Origin of the sequence: Vibrio sp. L85 (assembly GCF_963871815.1) — a bacterium.
Classification (GTDB): Bacteria; Pseudomonadota; Gammaproteobacteria; order Enterobacterales; family Vibrionaceae; genus Vibrio; species Vibrio harveyi.
The window spans coordinates 25,736-45,081 of record NZ_CAWMYL010000116.1 but is presented as its reverse complement, the minus strand read 5'-3'; the positions used below and the strand labels follow the sequence as shown (position 1 = coordinate 45,081).

The 19,346-nt window shown below is 45.3% G+C and carries 15 protein-coding genes; 6 read left to right on the top strand and 9 right to left on the bottom strand.

The features are described 5' to 3' along the window. The first annotated feature begins 81 nt into the window (after positions 1-81). The 4 genes from AACR11_RS12365 to AACR11_RS12350 all read left to right on the top strand — a co-directional run bounded on the left by AACR11_RS12365 (position 82) and on the right by AACR11_RS12350 (position 5,516). Positions 82-651 (top strand): PilZ domain-containing protein, encoded by a 570-nt coding sequence (locus AACR11_RS12365; protein ID WP_079324769.1) that lies wholly within the window; start codon positions 82-84, stop codon positions 649-651. Positions 652-656: 5 nt separating this feature from the next. Then, the gene (gene mfd / locus AACR11_RS12360) at positions 657-4,118 is read left to right on the top strand and encodes a transcription-repair coupling factor (protein ID WP_029790270.1); all 3,462 of its coding nucleotides are present in this window, start codon (positions 657-659) and stop codon (positions 4,116-4,118) included. A gap of 7 nt (positions 4,119-4,125) precedes the next feature. Next, positions 4,126-4,896: a peptidoglycan binding protein CsiV gene (locus AACR11_RS12355; protein WP_074050253.1), complete on the top strand. Its 771-nt coding sequence runs from the start codon at positions 4,126-4,128 to the stop codon at positions 4,894-4,896. Positions 4,897-4,967: 71 nt separating this feature from the next. Continuing rightward, positions 4,968-5,516 carry a GNAT family N-acetyltransferase gene (locus AACR11_RS12350; protein ID WP_005446680.1) on the top strand — a complete coding sequence of 183 codons (549 nt, stop codon included), beginning with the start codon at positions 4,968-4,970 and terminating at the stop codon, positions 5,514-5,516. A gap of 86 nt (positions 5,517-5,602) precedes the next feature. On the opposite strand, the gene AACR11_RS12345 is transcribed toward AACR11_RS12350, so the two are convergent. From AACR11_RS12345 to hinT, 7 genes are all read right to left on the bottom strand, one after another. After that, the gene (locus AACR11_RS12345) at positions 5,603-6,892 is read right to left on the bottom strand and encodes an NAD(P)/FAD-dependent oxidoreductase (RefSeq protein WP_005446679.1); all 1,290 of its coding nucleotides are present in this window, start codon (positions 6,890-6,892) and stop codon (positions 5,603-5,605) included. A 526-nt stretch (positions 6,893-7,418) separates the two neighbouring features. After that, positions 7,419-7,958 carry an alpha/beta hydrolase YcfP gene (gene ycfP, locus AACR11_RS12340; protein WP_005446677.1) on the bottom strand — a complete coding sequence of 180 codons (540 nt, stop codon included), beginning with the start codon at positions 7,956-7,958 and terminating at the stop codon, positions 7,419-7,421. A 75-nt stretch (positions 7,959-8,033) separates the two neighbouring features. Further along, the gene (gene thiK / locus AACR11_RS12335) at positions 8,034-8,915 is read right to left on the bottom strand and encodes a thiamine kinase (RefSeq protein WP_029790271.1); all 882 of its coding nucleotides are present in this window, start codon (positions 8,913-8,915) and stop codon (positions 8,034-8,036) included. 43 nt (positions 8,916-8,958) lie between these two features. After that, complete coding sequence (gene lpoB, locus AACR11_RS12330; RefSeq protein ID WP_005431666.1) at positions 8,959-9,549, bottom strand: penicillin-binding protein activator LpoB; 591 nt, start codon at positions 9,547-9,549, stop codon at positions 8,959-8,961. 87 nt (positions 9,550-9,636) lie between these two features. Next, positions 9,637-10,029: a YcfL family protein gene (locus tag AACR11_RS12325; RefSeq protein WP_005446667.1), complete on the bottom strand. Its 393-nt coding sequence runs from the start codon at positions 10,027-10,029 to the stop codon at positions 9,637-9,639. After that, positions 10,029-11,426: a COG3014 family protein gene (locus AACR11_RS12320; RefSeq protein ID WP_009698321.1), complete on the bottom strand. Its 1,398-nt coding sequence runs from the start codon at positions 11,424-11,426 to the stop codon at positions 10,029-10,031. The genes AACR11_RS12325 and AACR11_RS12320 overlap by 1 nt, the downstream gene beginning before the upstream one ends. A 128-nt stretch (positions 11,427-11,554) precedes the next feature. Further along, on the bottom strand, positions 11,555-11,905 hold the full coding sequence (gene hinT, locus AACR11_RS12315) for a purine nucleoside phosphoramidase (RefSeq protein WP_005446662.1): 351 nt from the start codon (positions 11,903-11,905) through the stop codon (positions 11,555-11,557). Between the two features lie 235 nt (positions 11,906-12,140). On the opposite strand from hinT, the gene AACR11_RS12310 reads away from it, so the two are divergent. Together AACR11_RS12310 and AACR11_RS12305 are read left to right on the top strand one after the other, a co-directional pair. Then, positions 12,141-14,132: a methyl-accepting chemotaxis protein gene (locus AACR11_RS12310; RefSeq protein ID WP_029790272.1), complete on the top strand. Its 1,992-nt coding sequence runs from the start codon at positions 12,141-12,143 to the stop codon at positions 14,130-14,132. 165 nt (positions 14,133-14,297) lie between these two features. After that, on the top strand, positions 14,298-15,458 hold the full coding sequence (locus AACR11_RS12305; RefSeq protein ID WP_029788428.1) for a DUF1887 family protein: 1,161 nt from the start codon (positions 14,298-14,300) through the stop codon (positions 15,456-15,458). 163 nt (positions 15,459-15,621) lie between these two features. Here AACR11_RS12305 and udp read toward each other — a convergent pair whose 3' ends face one another. Both udp and AACR11_RS12295 read right to left on the bottom strand, forming a co-directional pair. After that, on the bottom strand, positions 15,622-16,380 hold the full coding sequence (udp, locus tag AACR11_RS12300; RefSeq protein ID WP_005437517.1) for a uridine phosphorylase: 759 nt from the start codon (positions 16,378-16,380) through the stop codon (positions 15,622-15,624). Positions 16,381-16,953: 573 nt separating this feature from the next. Continuing rightward, positions 16,954-19,257 carry a zinc/cadmium/mercury/lead-transporting ATPase gene (locus tag AACR11_RS12295; protein ID WP_029789984.1) on the bottom strand — a complete coding sequence of 768 codons (2,304 nt, stop codon included), beginning with the start codon at positions 19,255-19,257 and terminating at the stop codon, positions 16,954-16,956. Positions 19,258-19,346 lie beyond the last annotated feature (89 nt).

Sequence of the window (19,346 nt, the reverse complement as noted above, 5' to 3'; positions counted from 1 at the left end):
CCTGATTAGCGATAATCAACCCCCTATCCTACTCATTCCTAAATGAAATGAGAGCGCTCGATGGCAGAAAAGGACCGAATTATGACAGAGCAAGAATATTTTACCGTACACCACAATCTGACTATCAACGTCGAAACGCTAGGGACGGACTTTGCTCTGCCAGATGAAGAGACTTTCCAATCCGAAATTCCAGCGCCTTTTATTGTCGCAAGTGAATTTAGCCATTTAGATATGTTAGCTGATAACGCGAGATTGGAGCTGCAAAACAAAGAGTTAAAACACGTCATCCATTTGCTGGATACTCAAAACTCTAAACTCAACTTACTGCTCAGCTTTATGCTCTCGCAACAAGATGACATTGCACTCCGTTTCCAGACTACGCAATTCGGCGCAAGCCAACTGAGCTACCGTAGCGATTCTGCCGTAGAAAAAGACCAACTGGTTCGTGTGAAGCTCTTCTTAGATCATCCTGCTGCAGCAATTTACTGCTACGCTCAGGTAGTAGAGTGCGAATCTGCCGAGCAAGGCTATGTAATCACACTAAAGTACAAGTTACTTCGAGAAGCTGACCAAGATTTATTGATTAAAGCCGCACTATACCAACAACAAAAACTACTCCGTCAGCGCTCATTAGAGCGAGATAACAAATAATTACCATGACAAAAGCAACGATTCTGTCCGTCACCAATCCGTCTGAGCGTGGCGATAAAAAACAGCTTGGCAACTTACCGGGAGCGGCATTGCCGATGGCGATTGCCGAGCTAGCAAAACAACACTCAAGCCACTCTCTGCTAGTGGTACCAGACCCGCAAATCGCACTCAAACTGCAAGCAGAAATTGAGCAATTTACCGACCAACCGGTAAGCCTATTCCCTGATTGGGAGACGCTGCCATACGACAACTTTTCTCCACACCAAGAGATCATCTCAGATCGTATTGCCCGCTTATATCAATTGCCAAACCAAAATCGTGGTGTGACCATTGTGCCAGTGAGCACGGTATTACAACGCCAGTCCCCGCGTGATTTCTTACTTCAGCACACCTTGATGGTGAAAACGGGCGACCAATTCTCGCTGGAAAAACTGCGTGTGCAACTGGAGAACTCTGGCTACCGTCACGTTGATCAAGTGTTTGGTCCGGGTGAATATGCAAGCCGAGGTTCGATCCTAGATTTGTTCCCAATGGGCAGTTCAGATCCATATCGCATTGATTTCTTTGATGACGAGATCGACACCATTCGCACATTTGATCCAGAAAACCAACGTTCGATCGAAGACATTCAGCAAATCCAGCTTCTGCCTGCGCATGAATTTCCGACGACGAAAGCGGCTATTGAAGATTTCCGTACTCGTTGGCGCTCTCAGTTTGAACCTCGCCGCGAGCCTGAATCAATTTACATGCAAGTCACCAAAGGCACTTGGCCAGCGGGCATTGAATATTGGCAGCCACTGTTTTTCGATCATACAGAAACGCTTTTCGATTATTTACCCGATGACTCTCAACTGATCACCTACGGCGATATTGAAGCCGCAGTCGATACCTTCTTGAATGACGTTGACTACCGCTACGATCAAAAGAAAATCGATCCACTGCGTCCGTTGTTAGCACCACATGAATTGTGGCTGAAGAAAGATGAGCTATTCACTCACTTCAAACAACTACCGCAAGCTCAGCTGAGCCTAGAGAAAATCGTTAAACGTGCAGGTCGCCAGAATCTCGCCGTTCAATCTCTAGCCGAGCTTGGTGTTCAACAGCAGAACAAAGAGCCGTTAGCGCGTTTACGCCAATTCAGTGAACAGTTTGCGGGTAAAATCGTTTTCTCTGTCGAGTCAGAAGGTCGCCGTGAAGCATTAACAGAGCTACTGCAAGGCATTAAAGTGCGCCCAGTAGTCCATGGTTCACTATATCAAGCGCTGGATTCTGACGATCGTTTCAGCCTAATTCTAGGTGCTGCGGAACATGGTTTTATTCATGAAGAGCTAAATTTCGCGCTGATCTGCGAAAGCGATCTGCTTGGCGATCGCGTTATCCAACGTCGCCGTAAAGACAAAAAAGCGGTCAACAGTGACACCGTCATACGCCACCTAGCTGAACTTAAGCCGGGTCAACCTGTTGTGCACATCGATCACGGTATCGGCCGCTACATAGGCCTACAAACTCTTGAAGCTGGCGGTATGAAAACGGAATACGTAACACTTGAGTATCAAAATGATGCCAAGCTTTACGTACCCGTATCTTCACTGAACTTGATTAGCCGCTATTCAGGCGGAGCTGAAGAAAGTGCACCGCTGCATAAACTAGGCGGTGAAGCATGGGCAAAAGCTCGCCGTAAAGCTGCAGAGAAAGTTCGTGACGTTGCAGCAGAACTTCTGGATGTTTATGCCAAGCGAGAGCTAAAACCGGGCTATAAATTTGAGCTCGACCGCGGTCAATACGCAACTTTCAAAGCAACTTTCCCGTTTGAGGAGACCGACGATCAGTCAATGGCAATTAATGCGGTCTTGTCTGACATGTGCCAAGCAAAAGCCATGGACCGCCTAGTTTGTGGTGACGTTGGTTTTGGTAAAACAGAAGTCGCAATGCGCGCTGCATTTGTTGCCACAGACAACAGTAAGCAAGTGGCAGTCTTAGTACCAACCACTCTGCTTGCACAGCAACACTTTGAAAACTTCCGCGACCGCTTTGCTAACTTGCCAATTCGCGTAGAAGTCCTGTCGCGCTTTAAATCGGCAAAAGAGCAAAAAGTGATTCTCCAAGATGTCGCTGATGGCAAAGTTGATATTGTCGTTGGTACTCACAAGTTGCTATCAAGCGATATTAAGTTCAAAGATCTTGGCTTGTTGATTGTTGATGAAGAACACCGATTTGGTGTGCGTCAAAAAGAAAAAGTGAAAGCAATGCGTGCCGATGTCGACATCTTAACGCTTACCGCAACACCAATTCCGCGCACATTAAACATGGCAATGAGTGGCATGCGCGATTTGTCGATCATCGCAACACCACCAGCACGCCGCTTGGCGATTAAGACCTTCGTACGTCAACGCGAAGACTCCGTAGTACGCGAAGCAGTACTCCGTGAAATCATGCGTGGTGGTCAGGTTTACTTCCTACATAACCAAGTCGAAACGATTGAAAAAACCGCCGAAGATTTGCAAAAGCTGATTCCGGAAGCGCGAGTTACCGTTGCACATGGTCAGATGCGTGAACGCGAGCTCGAGCGCATCATGAATGATTTCTATCATCAGCGCTTCAACTTACTCGTATGTACTACGATCATAGAAACAGGTATTGACGTACCAACCGCCAACACCATCATCATGGACCGAGCAGATAACCTAGGTCTCGCGCAGTTGCACCAGCTTCGTGGTCGTGTTGGTCGTTCGCACCACCAAGCGTACGCTTACCTGTTGACGCCACATCCAAAAGCAATAACGAAAGATGCAATTAAGCGTCTTGATGCAATTGCGTCACTGGAAGACCTTGGTGCTGGCTTCACTCTTGCTACCCACGATCTTGAAATCCGCGGGGCTGGTGAGTTACTGGGTGACGAACAAAGTGGTCAAATTCAATCGGTTGGTTTTACACTATATATGGAAATGCTTGAACAAGCCGTTGAAGCCTTAAAAGAAGGCAAAGAACCTTCACTGGATGATCTACTTCGAGAACAAACTGAAATCGAAATGCGCATTCCAGCTCTTTTGCCAGATGACTACATACCAGACGTCAACACTCGCCTATCTATGTACAAACGAATCGCGAGCGTGACAGATAAAGAAGGGCTATCAGAATTAAAAGTGGAACTGATTGATCGTTTCGGCTTGCTACCTGATGCAACGAAGAACTTACTGTCTGTCTCTGAGCTAAAAATTGCTGCTGTATGTCTCAAAGCTAAGAAAATTGAAGCTCATGACAAAGGTGGTTTCATCGAGTTTTACCCTGATGCTGACATAAACCCAGCATATTTAGTTAAACTCCTGCAATCACAGCCGCAAAAATTTGCAATGGAAGGTCCAACTAAGTTCAAGTTTAGCGTACCATTGACGGACCGACGTAAACGCATTCAGTTTGTTCAAGACTTACTGAATGATTTTAAACAGAATTTATTACCAACGAGCTAATAGTCGAATGAGAATACTGATCCCATTATTACTTCTTTGTGTCTCAATGCCATCATGGGCTGCGCGTCAATTTGATATTGAAGTAATTATTTTCAAGCGAGCAGTCGACGCTGAAAGTACCAGTGAATCATGGCCAAACAAACTGCCAACTATCGAAATGAGTAACGTCGGCAGCTTACAAAGCGATTCTTACCGTCAATCAAAAGGCGTCACCCTGCTTCCTCGTTCTTCTTACAGATTGAACGCTCAAGAAGCAGCACTTAACAACCATGCAGGCTTTAAAGTACTGAAGCACGTAGCGTGGCGTCAAGGTGACCGTGGTAAAGCAAGTGCACCAGTTTTCCGCATTGTTGGCGGGCGTGATTTTTCAGGATCATATAATCCAGATGGCAGCTCAATCACTGGCAATGCACATTCCTTAGCGACCGATGGCTATAGCGAAGAAAGCGTTAAAGGTCCACTTTATGAGTTAGATGGCAAATTACAAATCTACGTTCAGCACTATTTGTTTGCCGAGACAACGATGGACTTACGTGAACCGAGTGTTCGGGAGGTTCACATTGAATCGCAACCTTCAGAACAATTGTCTGAAGAATTTGGCGAAGTCGATGGTAACGTGCAAGTCGGTAACTTAGCAGAAGTCTCTCCGACTGTGACTGAAGAGACATTCTTGAAGAGCTTCCGAATGGATCAGAAGCGTCGTATGCGCAGTGGCGAAACCCACTACTTAGATAACCCATTAATGGGGATGATCATTCAAGTTCGTCGAGTACAATAAAACACAGTACCAACAACAAAGCGCAGCACTTGCTGCGCTTTGTTTTATTTGAAATCTAACATGGAAGTTGTATGAGTCCAGATTTTGAAATCATAACCCCTCGTTTGGCTCTCAGATTAATCCCATCTGAGGAAGCCCATATTCTACAACGCATACTGGCAGAATCCCCTTCCCTACACCAATGGTTAGATTGGTGTGATGAAAATGTCTCACTAAGAGATGCGCAAGATTTCTTGCTCGCTACGCGACTGAACTGGGTAAAAACAGAAGCGTTTGGTTTTGGCATTTATGAACGAAGTAGCGATAACCTTGTTGGTATGGCTGCTGTCAATGAGCTTTATCATACCTTCAATATGGCAAGCATTGGCTATTGGGTTGCGGACCGTTATCAACGCAAAGGTTACGCTCAAGAGGCAATCCGAGCGCTTGCCGAGTTCTGCTTCGCTAAACTCAATTTGACTCGCGTAGAAATCGTCTGTGATTTAGATAACACAGCCAGTCAGGCTTTAATTGAGTCTGTTGGTGCACAGAAAGAAGCGATTGCCAGAAACCGATTTATCTTTCATGGGAAGCCAAAAGATGGGGTCGTTTATTCACTGTTACCCAATGACTTGGAATGAAAAAAGCCACCGACATGCGGTGGCTTTTCTTCTATTTGTTATTTGATTCTCTCGCCAAATCTTCAACAAAGAACCAAAAATTCAAATTAGTGCAGTTTCAAGTTTGGACGCAATACGCGGTTGATACGACCAACCAGCATCATCAAACCCGTTTTAATCACACCGTGTAGCGCCATTTGGTGCATACGGTACAGTGAAATGTAAACTACGCGTGCGATGCGACCTTCAACCATCATAGAGCCTTTGGTTAAGTTACCCATCAAGCTACCAACGGTTGAGAAGCGGCTTAGAGACACTAGAGAGCCGTGGTCTTTGTATTCGTATGCTTTAAGCTCGCGACCATTAAGCTTAGCCACAATGTTAGTGAACGCTTGACTTGCCATTTGGTGCGCAGCCTGAGCTCGTGGCGGCACAAATGAGCCATCTGGCTGGGTACATTGGGCCAAGTCGCCGATAACGAAGATGTCGTCATCACGAGTGGTTTGCAACGTGTTTTTCACGACTAATTGGTTAATACGGTTCGTTTCTAGACCGGCAATATCTTTGATGAAATCAGGCGCTTTGATACCCGCAGCCCATACCATGATTTGTGCAGGGATTTTCTCACCATCTTTGGTAGTCAAACCGTCTTTGTCCGCTTGTGTCACCATGGTCGCAGTACGCACGTTTACACCTAGCTTGACCAACTCTTGATGCGCTGCAGAAGAGATACGTGGCGGCAGCGCAGGCAGAATGCGCTCACCTGCTTCAACTAGGTTTACATTTAGTTTGCTAGAGTCAAGATCGCCGAAGCCATACGTTCGTAATTCTTTTACTGCGTTGTGAAGCTCTGCCGATAATTCAACACCAGTTGCACCCGCACCAACGATCGCGATATCTACCGTACCGTTACCGTTTTTTGCATGCAGTTTTAAGAATTCATTATTCATTTCACTACGGAAACGGTGCGCCTGTTCAGGGCTGTCGAGGAAGATACAGTTTTCACGAACCCCAGGCGTATTGAAGTCGTTTGACGTAGAGCCAATTGCCATAACCAGAATATCGTATTCCAGTTCACGGCTTGGCATCAGAAGTTCACCATGTTCGTCTTTTAGTTCACTTAGAATGATCACTTTACGTTCACGGTCAATGTCTTGAAGGCTACCCATTTGGAAATCGAAGCAATGGTTTTTGGCATGAGCACGGTAGCTCAATGCATCCACACCTTCGTCTAATGAGCCTGTTGCCACTTCGTGCAACAGTGGTTTCCACAAGTGGCTCGCTTTACGGTCTACCAGTGTAATTTGCGCACGGTTCTTACGACCCAGAGTGCGGCCCAGTTTGGTAGCCAACTCAAGGCCACCAGCACCGCCGCCTACAACGATAATGCGTGTCACAATGTTATCCTCTACAAAAATGAATATATGGGTTCAGCTCGACGTAGACTCACAGTTACGCTGCGGTCATACATCCAACCGATGAATTCTTTGGTCTCTAGAGGTGAGCTCACTTTTTGGATAAATCCCGATGCCATCATGTTATTGCCTACACTTGTTTTCGGCTTATGGTCCATCGGATTATTCGCCTGAAACACACGATCTCAGACAAAAAATGGGCAAGTTTCTTACTCGCTCTCAATTTTTTTTGATATTTATCAAATTATTTTTACCAAGTTCATTATATAGAGCAATCCTTTGATGGCAACAAAAATCCTTACTCTGGATACGGATTGACTACTTTTCATCTGCTTGACGGTAACGTTTTCGTGCCACAAAAGGTTAAATCGATAAATCAAGCCGATAAATCGATACAAAATGTAAAATTTGGCAGAATCAGTGCGATAGAGTCAAAACCAATAGATACAAAAACAGCACTTCTTGAAGTGCTGTTTAAAGGTAGTTAAATTTTTATCTATTGGGCAATTTATGCGTTCTTGAATGCCTTCATCGCTTGCAGATGATGAGAGATTTTCTTGAACTTGTGCGTTTGGTTCTCATCCCAAATAATCTGATAATGCTTGTCCAACTCCGCCGCAGTTTTCGAATTGTCATGTATTTCATCTTCTTTGGATAAAATCACTAAACAACGATCTTGGTTTTTGGTTCGGAATTGCTCGACACATTTGGTCGCGATATCTTCATATTCTTCGGGACGATCAATGCGACCTGCCATCGTTTTCTCTGGATGCAGGTTTGGGTTGAACATCACCTGCTTAATGCCGCAAAGAAAACCGATACGCTCTGACCAATATGCGCCAAGACCAACACCACAGATAAGTGGGGCAGGGTCATTCGCTTGGTCGATGACCTTAGACACTTCCTTCAACAAGTGCTGCATATCGTGCTTAGGATGAAGTGTGCTGTAATTGATGAAACGAACGTCATCATCGATGAATTGCAATTGAAGAACTTTTTCGTGGTTACCTGGGCTTGTACTATCAAAGCCGTGCAAGTAAATAATCATGTGTACCTCTCCCTGTGACTTGCTGGTACTTCACTTTAAACTACCACTATTTCCTTATGGTTAAAGAGGAAAAAGTCATGAGTTATCAAAACAGTGATCTTCCATACATAATAAGTCTTTAAACTCATTCGCACTGTCTAAGTATTGTTCATCATCCCACAATTTGTAGGCGATCAAATACCATAACATCGCCATCATAATGGTCCTTGGCATCCACGCACGTGCGCCTTCCAGCCACAGAGACACATCATCAATTTGACGAATCTGGCAATACTGAGCAACCCCCAGCTCAATTGGCACATCGGCAAGCTGCAAAATCAAAGTGAGGTCTAATCTTGGATCAGATAAAGCGGCGTATTCCCAGTCTATGACCTTCACCCCCTCTTCACCACGAACCAAGTTATAACAACCAAGATCGAAGTGGCACAGTGCAACGGGAACTTGTTCAACACTCGGTTCCGACCGCCATTTTCGATACAAGGTTTCAAACTCTGTACCAATGTACTTACCACCTAGCTCTAACCAGTAGTGATCAATTCGTGACAAGTAAGAGAAAGGAACCAAAGGAATCGCCGTCGACGGATATTCATGAATAGCAGCAGCGATTGGCAATAATTCATCAATATCGATACCAGGCTTAGTCAATGTCTCACCCGGAACCCACTCCACTAGCAAACCTTGCTCATGAACAAAGACAGGTTTAGGTCCGAGGTTAAGCGGGGCGATTGCATTGAGCACTTGATATTCGTTATGGCGAGATATAGCAAAGGTCTTGCATACGTTACTGGTTGGTCGCCAGACATACGCAAGACCCTCTGAAGATTCCAACCGCCAACAACGATTGGTTAGTCCACCAGTGACGGTTTGAACCTTCACTGGTGGTGAAGTAAAGAAGCCATCAAGAGTATTTAAACTCGGATCTAACTGTTTCGCTTGTTGCCAAGAAAACCACGCCATGAATGACTTCTCCACTCAAGGTCATATGACCAAAAAGAATCAATTAAAGACCAAATAGGCTCTTAGATTGCTCTTTACGGATTTCTGTTTCATCCGCCCATTCAATCAGACCTGTTTCTAGATCCATTAGACGCATCGTCATTTTGTAGTAAACGTCTTTGTCACTGCCTGCATTTTTCACGATGCTAGAAAGGTTGCCGTAGAGCATGTATTGCGCACCGACCATTTTACCGAATTGGATAGCTGTGCTTTGGTTCACTAGCTCGTCAGTGTTTTGGAAGTTAAGTTGCTCACGAACAGATTCCACACGATCCATGTCTACAAAACGGAACTTACCAGAGTTCAGCATCTTAGTAGAGATAGTGTCAGTAATAGATTCAGTATCGATGTGCTCACTTGTTTTGTTCTTGATGCGCTCAACAAACACGATAGGACGTTGGTCACGAGTAATTGCTGCCACTGAACCTGACATCATCATGCTGTCGACCATTTCGCCAGCAATTTTTTGTAGATCCGTCGAGCCGAAATCAATCGTTGTTGTTTCTGTCGCTTGCGCATCACCGTAAGAGACCTTGTTTGAACAACCACCCAGAATGACGGCAAGACCTAAAAGAGCAATAATACTTTTTTTCATGAGAGTTCCTTAGTTTGTGTTTCATACCAAGGTGCCTCCACCTTGGCAAAGCAGCATAGCCGCCGAAATTGTGTTACTCGAGTTGAGTTAGTTATCATCTGCTTCGCGAATTTGTACGCGAAATTGTGTTCCGTTTGGGTTCACCGTCACTTCAGACAGAGTCACCTGTTCGAATCCACGCACAATCATTTTGCGCCACGGACCAGGTTTGGTGTTCACTTCCAGACCTGTATTGTCATACCAATAAAAGCGATAAAGAATGTGCTGGTCACCTTTGTAGTTACTGCTTAACTGCACGACACCTCGTGGGCGATCATCCACGTAAGTCGTTGTGATGTTGTCAACTAACAAACGGCTACCCAAAACATTGTCATTAAAAAACACCTTTTGAGTTTGACCATCAATTCGGATACCTGCGGTGTTGTCAGCACACCCGGCTAAACCAATGATCACCGCTAAGCCTATAAGCCATGCTCTCATTACAACCTCCCTAGTTGTTTATGCCACACTGTTGAGTGCGATCCCTGACGGGACACCCAAACCAACGTGGTTTGTTGTGCTGGCACGTCAAATTGATACACCTGATCACCTAAGTTAAGACTCTGCTTGCCCGGCTTCACCACTTTCGAAGCCGTTTTCACCGTCCCCGGGAGCGTCTGCCAACTTCTAGTATCAGGTTGTTCAGTTAATGTATTCCAAACATTGAAAAGAATGTTGCCGACGTCATCGCCTTTCTTCGCTGCTTCTTTTCGAATTCGGTCTTTTGCCCAAACACGAATTGCCTGACGAATAACAATCGTCGTTAAACGTTCGTTCAAATCGTTTTGAGCCATCGAGTTAACATCGACTAAAGTGCTCGATGGTAATTTGCTGCCATTCAATGCCACATCGCCGAAACGCTGCGTTCCGCTTTTTGGGTAATAAGGTAATGCGAGCGAATAAATTGCACCATCACCTCGGCTGTCATATATAGGCAAATCTATACGCCAACCTTGTAATGCTTCTACAACACCTTGTTCGTCGATCACGATCACGCGACCTTGCGACTTACTCAACCCTGAAGGTGCTTTACCATAACGTTTTTCAAGTAAACGTAAGTCTTCACGCATGCCGAGCTTTTTTGCGGCATACATGGTGCTTTCAATCACTTGCTTATTGTTTGGCATCACCGCAAGGGCACGACGGTAGTCTACATACGCACTATTCAAATCTCGTGACGCTTCATATAAAAGACCCGACAGATAGAACAAGTAGCCATTTTGTACTGAACTTAGCTTTTTACCCGCATCTGGGTAGTTTGCAAGCACGCTACCTAGGTTCGCCGACATGCCTTGACTCTTAAGATCCTTCTCTGCGCGTTTTAGTTCCTTTTCACGTGCTTTCTTCGCTGCTTCTTGCACTTGGTTAGCACGGCGCATTTCTACCAGCGCACCTTCGAGATCATTCTTTTGCAAATAGTTTAAACCTAAGTACAAATGCAAAAAGCCGAGCTCATAATCGGCAGGCTGATATTCATTTAGATTGTCGTTAACGGCAAGAGAACCAACGCTGGTTGCTGTTTCCGTAACAGAAATGGTTGCACGATCTTGTTGTTTACGAACTGCACGATCGCTTTCTTCTAATGAGTTCAAGCTGGTAGGGTAATCCTCAGCAAGAAACGAAATTCTTCCTTGTTCAAAGTTTCCAAGGATTTCGCCACCTACATCACTTGATTGCAGTTGTTCAGCTTTGGCGTATTCACCAGCAACCACCGCTTGGTAGACTTCTTTATTTTGGTCGCTGTAATGACTGAACAGATTGCCAGCGGATAAGTTCGCACATCCTGTAGCAAGCAGGACCCAGCTCATCAATCCAAATAGCTTCACACCATGTTTCACATTTATCTCCACAAATGTGTCGTTCACAGAAATATACCCAAGTAATTTCAAAACATTGGCTGAGCCAAACATCCCGAAGTGCTTGGGTATAAAGAAGTGGATGAACTGCTTCATCCACTTCTAATAGATTAGCTCAATACCATTGGACCTAAAGGACGACCGCCCACTAGATGCATATGAATATGATAGACTTCCTGACCGCCATGTGAGTTACAGTTTACAATCAAACGGTAACCGTCTTCTGCAATGCCTTCTTCTTTAGCCAGCTTTTTCGCAACCGTGAACATGCGCCCCATCATCGCTTCATCTTCGGCTTCCACGTCATTAGTTGTCGGGATCAGCTTATTTGGAATGATAAGAATGTGGCTTGGTGCACGCGGATTAATATCACGAAACGCCGTTACTAAATCATCTTGGTAAAGGACATCTGCTGGGATTTCTTTGCGAATAATTTTGCTAAAGATGGTTTCTTCCGCCATGGGTACTCCATTTTATAAGGTGTGTAACCTATTTAGTATGCGCTAAGCCAAAAGCGAGCTCAATAAAAAACAGTGTTCACTTAACATTATCAATATAAGCCGTTACGTTGAAGCTTTTTTTGTCGTGTCCGTCATAAAACGTGCGTCTCAAACTCAATACAATCCAATGAATTTTGTTACTTTTTTAAGACATTTCTTATTTATCTTGTCTATTTTTGGGAGAGGAAGCTCACTTATGCGAGGTTCAGTTATTAAACGGATGTATGCAGGCTTCGCGCTAATCATCGTCCTGTTTGCGGTCACGATTGCCATTATGATGGGGGGCATGAATGATATTCACGGTAAGTTTGAGACAGTATCCAAGTCTTCACTACCACTTGTTTCACTATCTAACCAGACCAGTGTGGAACTGCTTTCCGCAGATAAATCTTTTAAGGATTTCCTGACCACAGAGAATAAACAACGCATGGATGAAATGCGTCAGGAATTTGCTAAATCTCAACAGCGCTTTGAAGAGACATTGAGTCAACTTGAAATCGCGAGTCAAATCTACCCTTCTCTTGCCGAACCATTTTCTCAACTTAAAGAACTTGAGCAGAGCTACTTTACCGAAGCAAAAGAAGCCATGGACAACTATGAGGCAATGTTCTCAGCACAAGAAGAAGTGCAAAAATCATCGCGTCGTTTCCAAAAGCTCAACACAGAGCTTTCTGTTGGTCTTAAAGAATACGTCGCAGATCAATCCAGCATCTCAGTGAAAGTGATGGCAAAAAGCTACTTCATTAAATTAAAAGATGCTGAAGTTATTACCTCGGATGCGCTGGCAAGTACCAACCCAGAATTCGTAACTCAAGCGGTAGCAAAAAACCGTAAAGCAGTCACGCACCTAAACTACGCGTTCCGTGGACTTGTGACACAACTGCCTGAGCTGCAAAAAGCCTTCGGCGAATCCGTTGAGCAGTTTACTCGCGACGTAGGTATGCGTGGCGGAGTATTGGATCAACACAACAGTTACTTATCGGCTCGATCTGCGTTGTACAATAATATTGCTAACCTAGCGACAAAAGTAGACTCTAGCATGGCAATTCTTGAACAATTCACCACAACCGCAACCGACAAGCTGAACGAGTCTCTCGCTGACGCTGGGGACATCTACTCAGCGGGCGTGACTAAAGCGATTGTCATTGCTGTTATTGTGGTTCTCTTTGCAACAGCGATCGGCTACCACATCGCGCAAAGTGTTCGTGAACCACTAACTCGCATCTTAAAAGCGTTGGAAGGCCTTACAGAAGGCGATATGACGCAACGTATCGACAACCGTTACAACAACGAATTCAGCCGTGTGAGCGGTCACATCAATACGCTCGCGGATAGCTTGCACAACATCCTTGTGAAACTAAACGATGCATCAGACAACTTAGCAACAACCGCATCAACCAACGAGCAAACTTCTTCACAAGCACAAACACAATTGAATTCTCAACGTGAGCAAACCGCTAATGTGGCGACAGCAATGACTGAGATGTCTCACTCAGTACAAGAAGTCGCGCAGAGTGCACAAGGCTCGCTAGAGATGGTACAACGTGTTGAGACAGCGTCTGACCAAGGACGCAACGTGATGAACAGCAATATCTCGACTATCAACCAACTTGAGACACGTTTAAACGAATCAGTGTCTGCGGTTTCTGAATTGCAGAAAATGAGTGGGCAAATTGGCTCTATTCTGGATGTAATTCGTAACATTGCTGAACAAACCAACCTACTCGCACTGAATGCCGCCATTGAGGCAGCACGTGCTGGCGAGCAAGGTCGTGGTTTTGCAGTTGTTGCCGACGAAGTTCGAGTGTTAGCTTCCAAGACGACACAATCGACAACTGAGATTGAGTCAATGATCAGTAACCTACAAACCAGCTCACAAACCGCGAGTCAGGTGATTCAAAGTTGTATGAGTGATATGGAAATGTCGGTGGAACAAGCATCAAAAGCAAACAGTTCAATGGAAGAAATCCAAGCACTGATCATCGAAATCAGCCAAATGAGCACGCATATATCTCAGGCGGCAGCTGAGCAGAGCGAGACTTCTGCCGATATTGCACGCAGCATTGAAGACATCAATAGCATTGCAGACCAAAGCTATCACGCGATGTCTAGCATTGCGCAAACCAGCGAATCAATGACGCAACTTGCGCATCAGCAAAATGAACTGGTTCATCGATTTAAACTATAAAATCGAACGCAACAAGTAGCGGATTTATTGCAACCAACTGTATAAGGGTGACTTTTTATTAAAGTCACCCTTGTTTTTTATGAGCCTTGTCTACATATGGTTATTATGGCTTGCTCATCCCTTTTCTTTTCTCTTTTCGAGCAAGCCAAATAAGAAGGAAAACCTATGGCTGTTCATGTTGGTATTATCGACCAAGATCCAGTGAGATTAGTCACTCCTCTTTTGGATAATCGCACTGTAAGTACACATATCGTCTTCATCGGCGACAAAAGCCAATCCGATATGTACGAGCGACTGAGCGCAGTATTAGAGCAGCGAGAAATTACTTCCGAATTCTTTGAAATTCCTTCTGCAGTAAACACTTCTCTGATCAAACAATCTGTCCACAAATTGGCAAAAGACCTCCACGACCGAGGCGAAGAAGTTAAACTCAATGCAAGCTGTGGTCTTCGTCACCGTCTGCTTTCCGTGTACGAAGTCTTCCGTACTTATCGCTGGCCAATCTTCGTTGTAGAGCCAAACAGTGACAAATTATGCTGGCTTTACCCAGATGGCAAAGAAGACACGCAAGTAGAAGACCACATTACGATTTCTGACTACCTTACAATTTTCGGTGCGCGCGGTGAATTCCACCACGTAGACCTTCCTCCTCAACTTGACCAAAAGCTGTATGAACTTGGCGAGCGCTGGGCGTCTAACGCGTTAGAGCTTGGTCCTGGTCTTGCTACACTAAACTACCTTGCAACAACGTGTCGTAAAGAGCAAAAGCTAGATGTTGAGCTTTCTGAGAAACAACAAGGCTACCGTGAACTGAACATGTTGTTGACCGACTTGGTCGAAGCGCAAATCGCCACTTACGAAAACGGCGTACTGACGTTTGCTGACGAAGATGCACGCCGCTTCTCAAATGGTGAGTGGTTAGAAACTCTGGTTCACAGCACCGTTAAACAAATTCAAGACACCATGCCGACCATTCAAGACCGTTCGTTGAACGTGCAGGTTTATCGCAAACTCGGTGAAAGTGAAGTTCGCAATGAGCTTGACGTGGCAACGGTGGTGAACAACAAGCTTCACATCATCGAATGTAAAACCAAAGGCATGCGTGACGATGGCGATGACACGCTCTACAAACTTGAATCGCTACGCGATCTTCTTGGCGGCCTGCAAGCAAGAGCGATGTTGGTGAGCTTCCGCCCACTGCGCCATAATGACATCACTCGTGCAGAAGATTTAGGTTTGGCACTGATCGGTCCTGATGAACTCAAAGATCTCAAAACTCACCTTTCTGTATGGTTTGAAGCCGCTGGCGGTTCTGACGAAATCTAGTTTTTAACCTCCAATCAAAAAACAGAAAAGCAGCCCTCTCGGCTGCTTTTTTTTATTGCGTCAGGTTTAAAGTTGTTGCACCCAAACAAAACGAACAGATAGAAAAAACCAGAGGCGAACCTCTGGTTTTTCCCGTTTGTTTAAATGCCAACTAATGTTGTACTTAAAGCATCTTACGAGCGGCTTCTACTACAACTTTAATTGAGCGAGCTTCCGTTTCTTTCAGAGTTGAATGATCTGGAATCTCTTTTTGTGTACGGTTGATGATTACACCCGCCACACAACCTGCTTTCAGGCCAGAGCTTGCACACATGGTTAGCAATGTTGCTGACTCCATTTCGAAGTTCAGAACGCCCATGTCTTGCCACTCTTGCATAGAACCTTGGAAACGCTTAACAACACGACCAGAGAAAGTATCGTAACGCTCTTGACCTGGGTAGAAAGTGTCACTTGAAGCAGTCACACCCATATGAACTGTTGCACCAGACTCTTCAACTGCAGCTTTCATTGCTGTTGCGATTTCGAAATCTGCTACTGCTGGGAACTCCATTGGAGCAAAGTGTAGGCTCGCGCCATCTAGACGAACAGAACCTGTCGTAACGATCATGTCACCTACGTTTACGTGTGGTTGGATTGCGCCAGTAGTACCAACGCGTAGGAAAGTACGAACACCAAGTTGCGCTAGCTCTTCTACTGCAATAGAAGTAGATGGACCACCGATACCTGTAGAACAAACCACAACAGGTTTACCGTCTAGCTCTGCACGGTATAGCGTGTATTCACGGTGACTTGCTAGAAATACTGGGTTTTCCATTTCTTCTGCGATTTTTTGTACGCGTGCTGGATCGCCTGGAATGATTGCTAGAGTAGCACCATTAAGATCAGCTTCAGTAACACCTAAATGGAATACAGCTTGAGACATAAGTCGCTCCTTGTTGTGGCTTATTTTGTAAACAATAAGCTCATTAATAAGTTGTTGGGTACAGATGCACTGTAGCGAACCTTTTACCAACATTGAGTGATCACAATCACAATGAAACAATGTAATAAATCTACACTTTCAAATAAAAACGGTTTGGATCACACTTTACAGACCAAAAGATCGTTTCATTGCATAGTAATCAGTGATTCACCAAACGAAACCATCACTAAGACCATCTCGATTAACAGATATAAAAAAGCCTGAGACGTCTCCGCCTCAGGCTAATTCTTAATACACGTTTATGATTATTTTACTTGCTTATACCCAAGTGACTTCAAGATGCTAGATTCAGAGCGTCGTCACGGATTCAAGTTCAAGGAAAACAACGAAGCGGAATAGCACGCTATTTCCAAGTTGTTTGACGATGAAGTTGCTTCAGTGACACGCTCCCGAAGGGCGAGTTGCCTTGGTTCGCATGCTTCGTTAACAATTTTCGATTTAGAACCACTAGATCTTCAAATTGTTGCCTCGCCTTCAAACCAAGTCATTCTCGCTGAACCAAGCATCTCGAGGTTACTTGGGTATAGTTTCAAAGCGTAATAGTCTTAGAGCGTTCAAAGTCACCAAGGCAGTAGCCCCGCTGTCGGCTAATACCGCAACCCATAACCCGGTAATACCGAGTAAGCTTGTCACCAAGAACACGCCTTTCAAGCCTAAAGCCAACGCTACGTTCTGACGAATATTATTGAGCGTCGCACGTGATAGCTCAATCATCGCAGGCAATTCAACCAAGCGGTTGTGAGTCAGGGCCGCATCTGCGGTTTCTAGCGCAACATCCGTACCACCACCCATGGCGATACCGATGCTGGATGCTTTCATCGCCGGTGCATCGTTAATACCATCTCCGACCATCGCGACAGTGTGTTGCGCTGATATCTCTTCCACATAGTGCACTTTATCCGCTGGTAACAGACTGGCTTTGTAATCAAGACCAATCTGGTTAGCAATAGCTTCTGCACTACGTGGGTTATCACCGGTTAACATGACTGATGAAATACCAAGTTTCTTCAGTGCAGCAACCGCTTGCTGGGCGTCTTGGCGAAGCGTGTCTTGCCATGCGATCAAACCAATGACTTCATGATCATGACGAGCAATAACGACCGTTTTACCCTGCCCTTCTAACTCAACCACTTGTTGCTCAACCTGTTGCGAGATTGGGAAGTCTGCTTTCGATGGTGCGATGACTTGAACCAACTTCCCTTCAACCACACCTGTCACACCAGAACCAACCTGCGCAGTTTTATCTGCCGCTTCAGGAATATTGATGCCTTGCTCTTGCGCTTTACTTACCAGCGATAACGCTAGTGGGTGACTTGAGCCAATCTCAATCGACGCCGTTAAGCTTAATAGCTGCTCTTCTGTTACATCGAATGGAACCACGTCAGTCACTTGCGGTTTACCTTGTGTCAAAGTACCTGTTTTGTCGAACGCGACAGATTCAACACGTCCCAACAGTTCCAACGCTGCACCGCCTTTGATCAAGGCACCTCGTTTTGCTGCCGCGGCTAAACCTGAGGTAATCGCTGCAGGAGTAGAGATAACCAAAGCACATGGACATGCGATCAATAACAATGCTAAACCGCGGTATACCCATGTCTCCCAAGGTTGTGCAAGCAACAATGGCGGTGTGATGATGACTAATAGAGAGACAAGCATCATCAGCGGTGTGTACCAACGACTGAATTTATCTAGGAAGCGTTCAAGCGGTGCTTTGCGTGACTCTGCTTCTTCAATCAAATGCAGAATACGGTCGATCGCGTTTTCACCTTGGCGAGACGTCACTTTCACTTGCACGACTTTGTCGGCAACCACGGCACCCGCCATGATTTTTCCACCTTCAGCATGTTCAACTGGAACGGATTCACCGGTTAGTGCGCTCTCATCAAAGCTTGCTGCTTGGGTCATAAGTAGACCGTCAGCAGGCATACGACCACCAGGAGCGACTTCAATAATGTCACCTGGCTGAAGCTGTGACGCTGGCACTTCTTGACGTTCGCCGTCCACAATTAGTGTCGTATTTTCAGGCACTAAGTCCATCAATGCCTGAACACCACTGCGAGCACGAGATGATGCGTATGCTTCTAACTTTTCACCAATAAGGAAAAGCAATAGCACCATCGCTGCTTCAGCAGTTTCGCCAAGGTAAAGTGCACCTAATGCTGCGACACTCATTAATGTTTCAATCGCAAACGGAGTGCCACTACGAGCCAATTTCACCGCTTTCATTGCAACCGGATACAAACCAAGCAAACAGGTTAAGGTAAACAGCCAAGTACTTAACGTTGGGTTGAAATCAGAAATGATGCCAGCAAACGCCATTGCACCTGCGATCGATAGGATTTGTACATTGTCTTTAACAATGCCTAACCAACCTTTCTTTTCTGCTTTTGGCTTTGGTGCATCGGTAGAAGTTAATGGAAAACCAGTTTGTTGAGAGACCTGCTCAATTACAGCCGCGACGGCACGGTTATCAAAATCGACGACCAATTTTTCGGTTGCGAATAGTACTTTAGCGTTGGTAACCCCTTCTACAGAGGTAATCGCCTTCTCTAACTTTTGGGCACAAGAAGGACAGTCCATACCAGACACTAACCAGCTATGACGAATGGAGGATTCGAGGGGTTCGGCAGGACCTTCGTCTTCGGCAGACTCAGAGCTACAACCGCCGCTACTGCAGCAAGAGCCTTCTGAGCCGACCACGCTCGCTTGCGTGATATTGAGAGTTGGTTTTGCCGGTGCGCAGCAAGAGTCGTTTGCACCTACCGCCACCGCAGATTTGATTTTGCCAGATTGGCAACCTTGATGTTTTGTACACATAATTCACTTTCCTTATTGGTGATGAGTCTCTTTCTGCCACTAAGGATAAACCTTGGAGCTAGCTCCAAGGTCAAGAACAATATGATGAA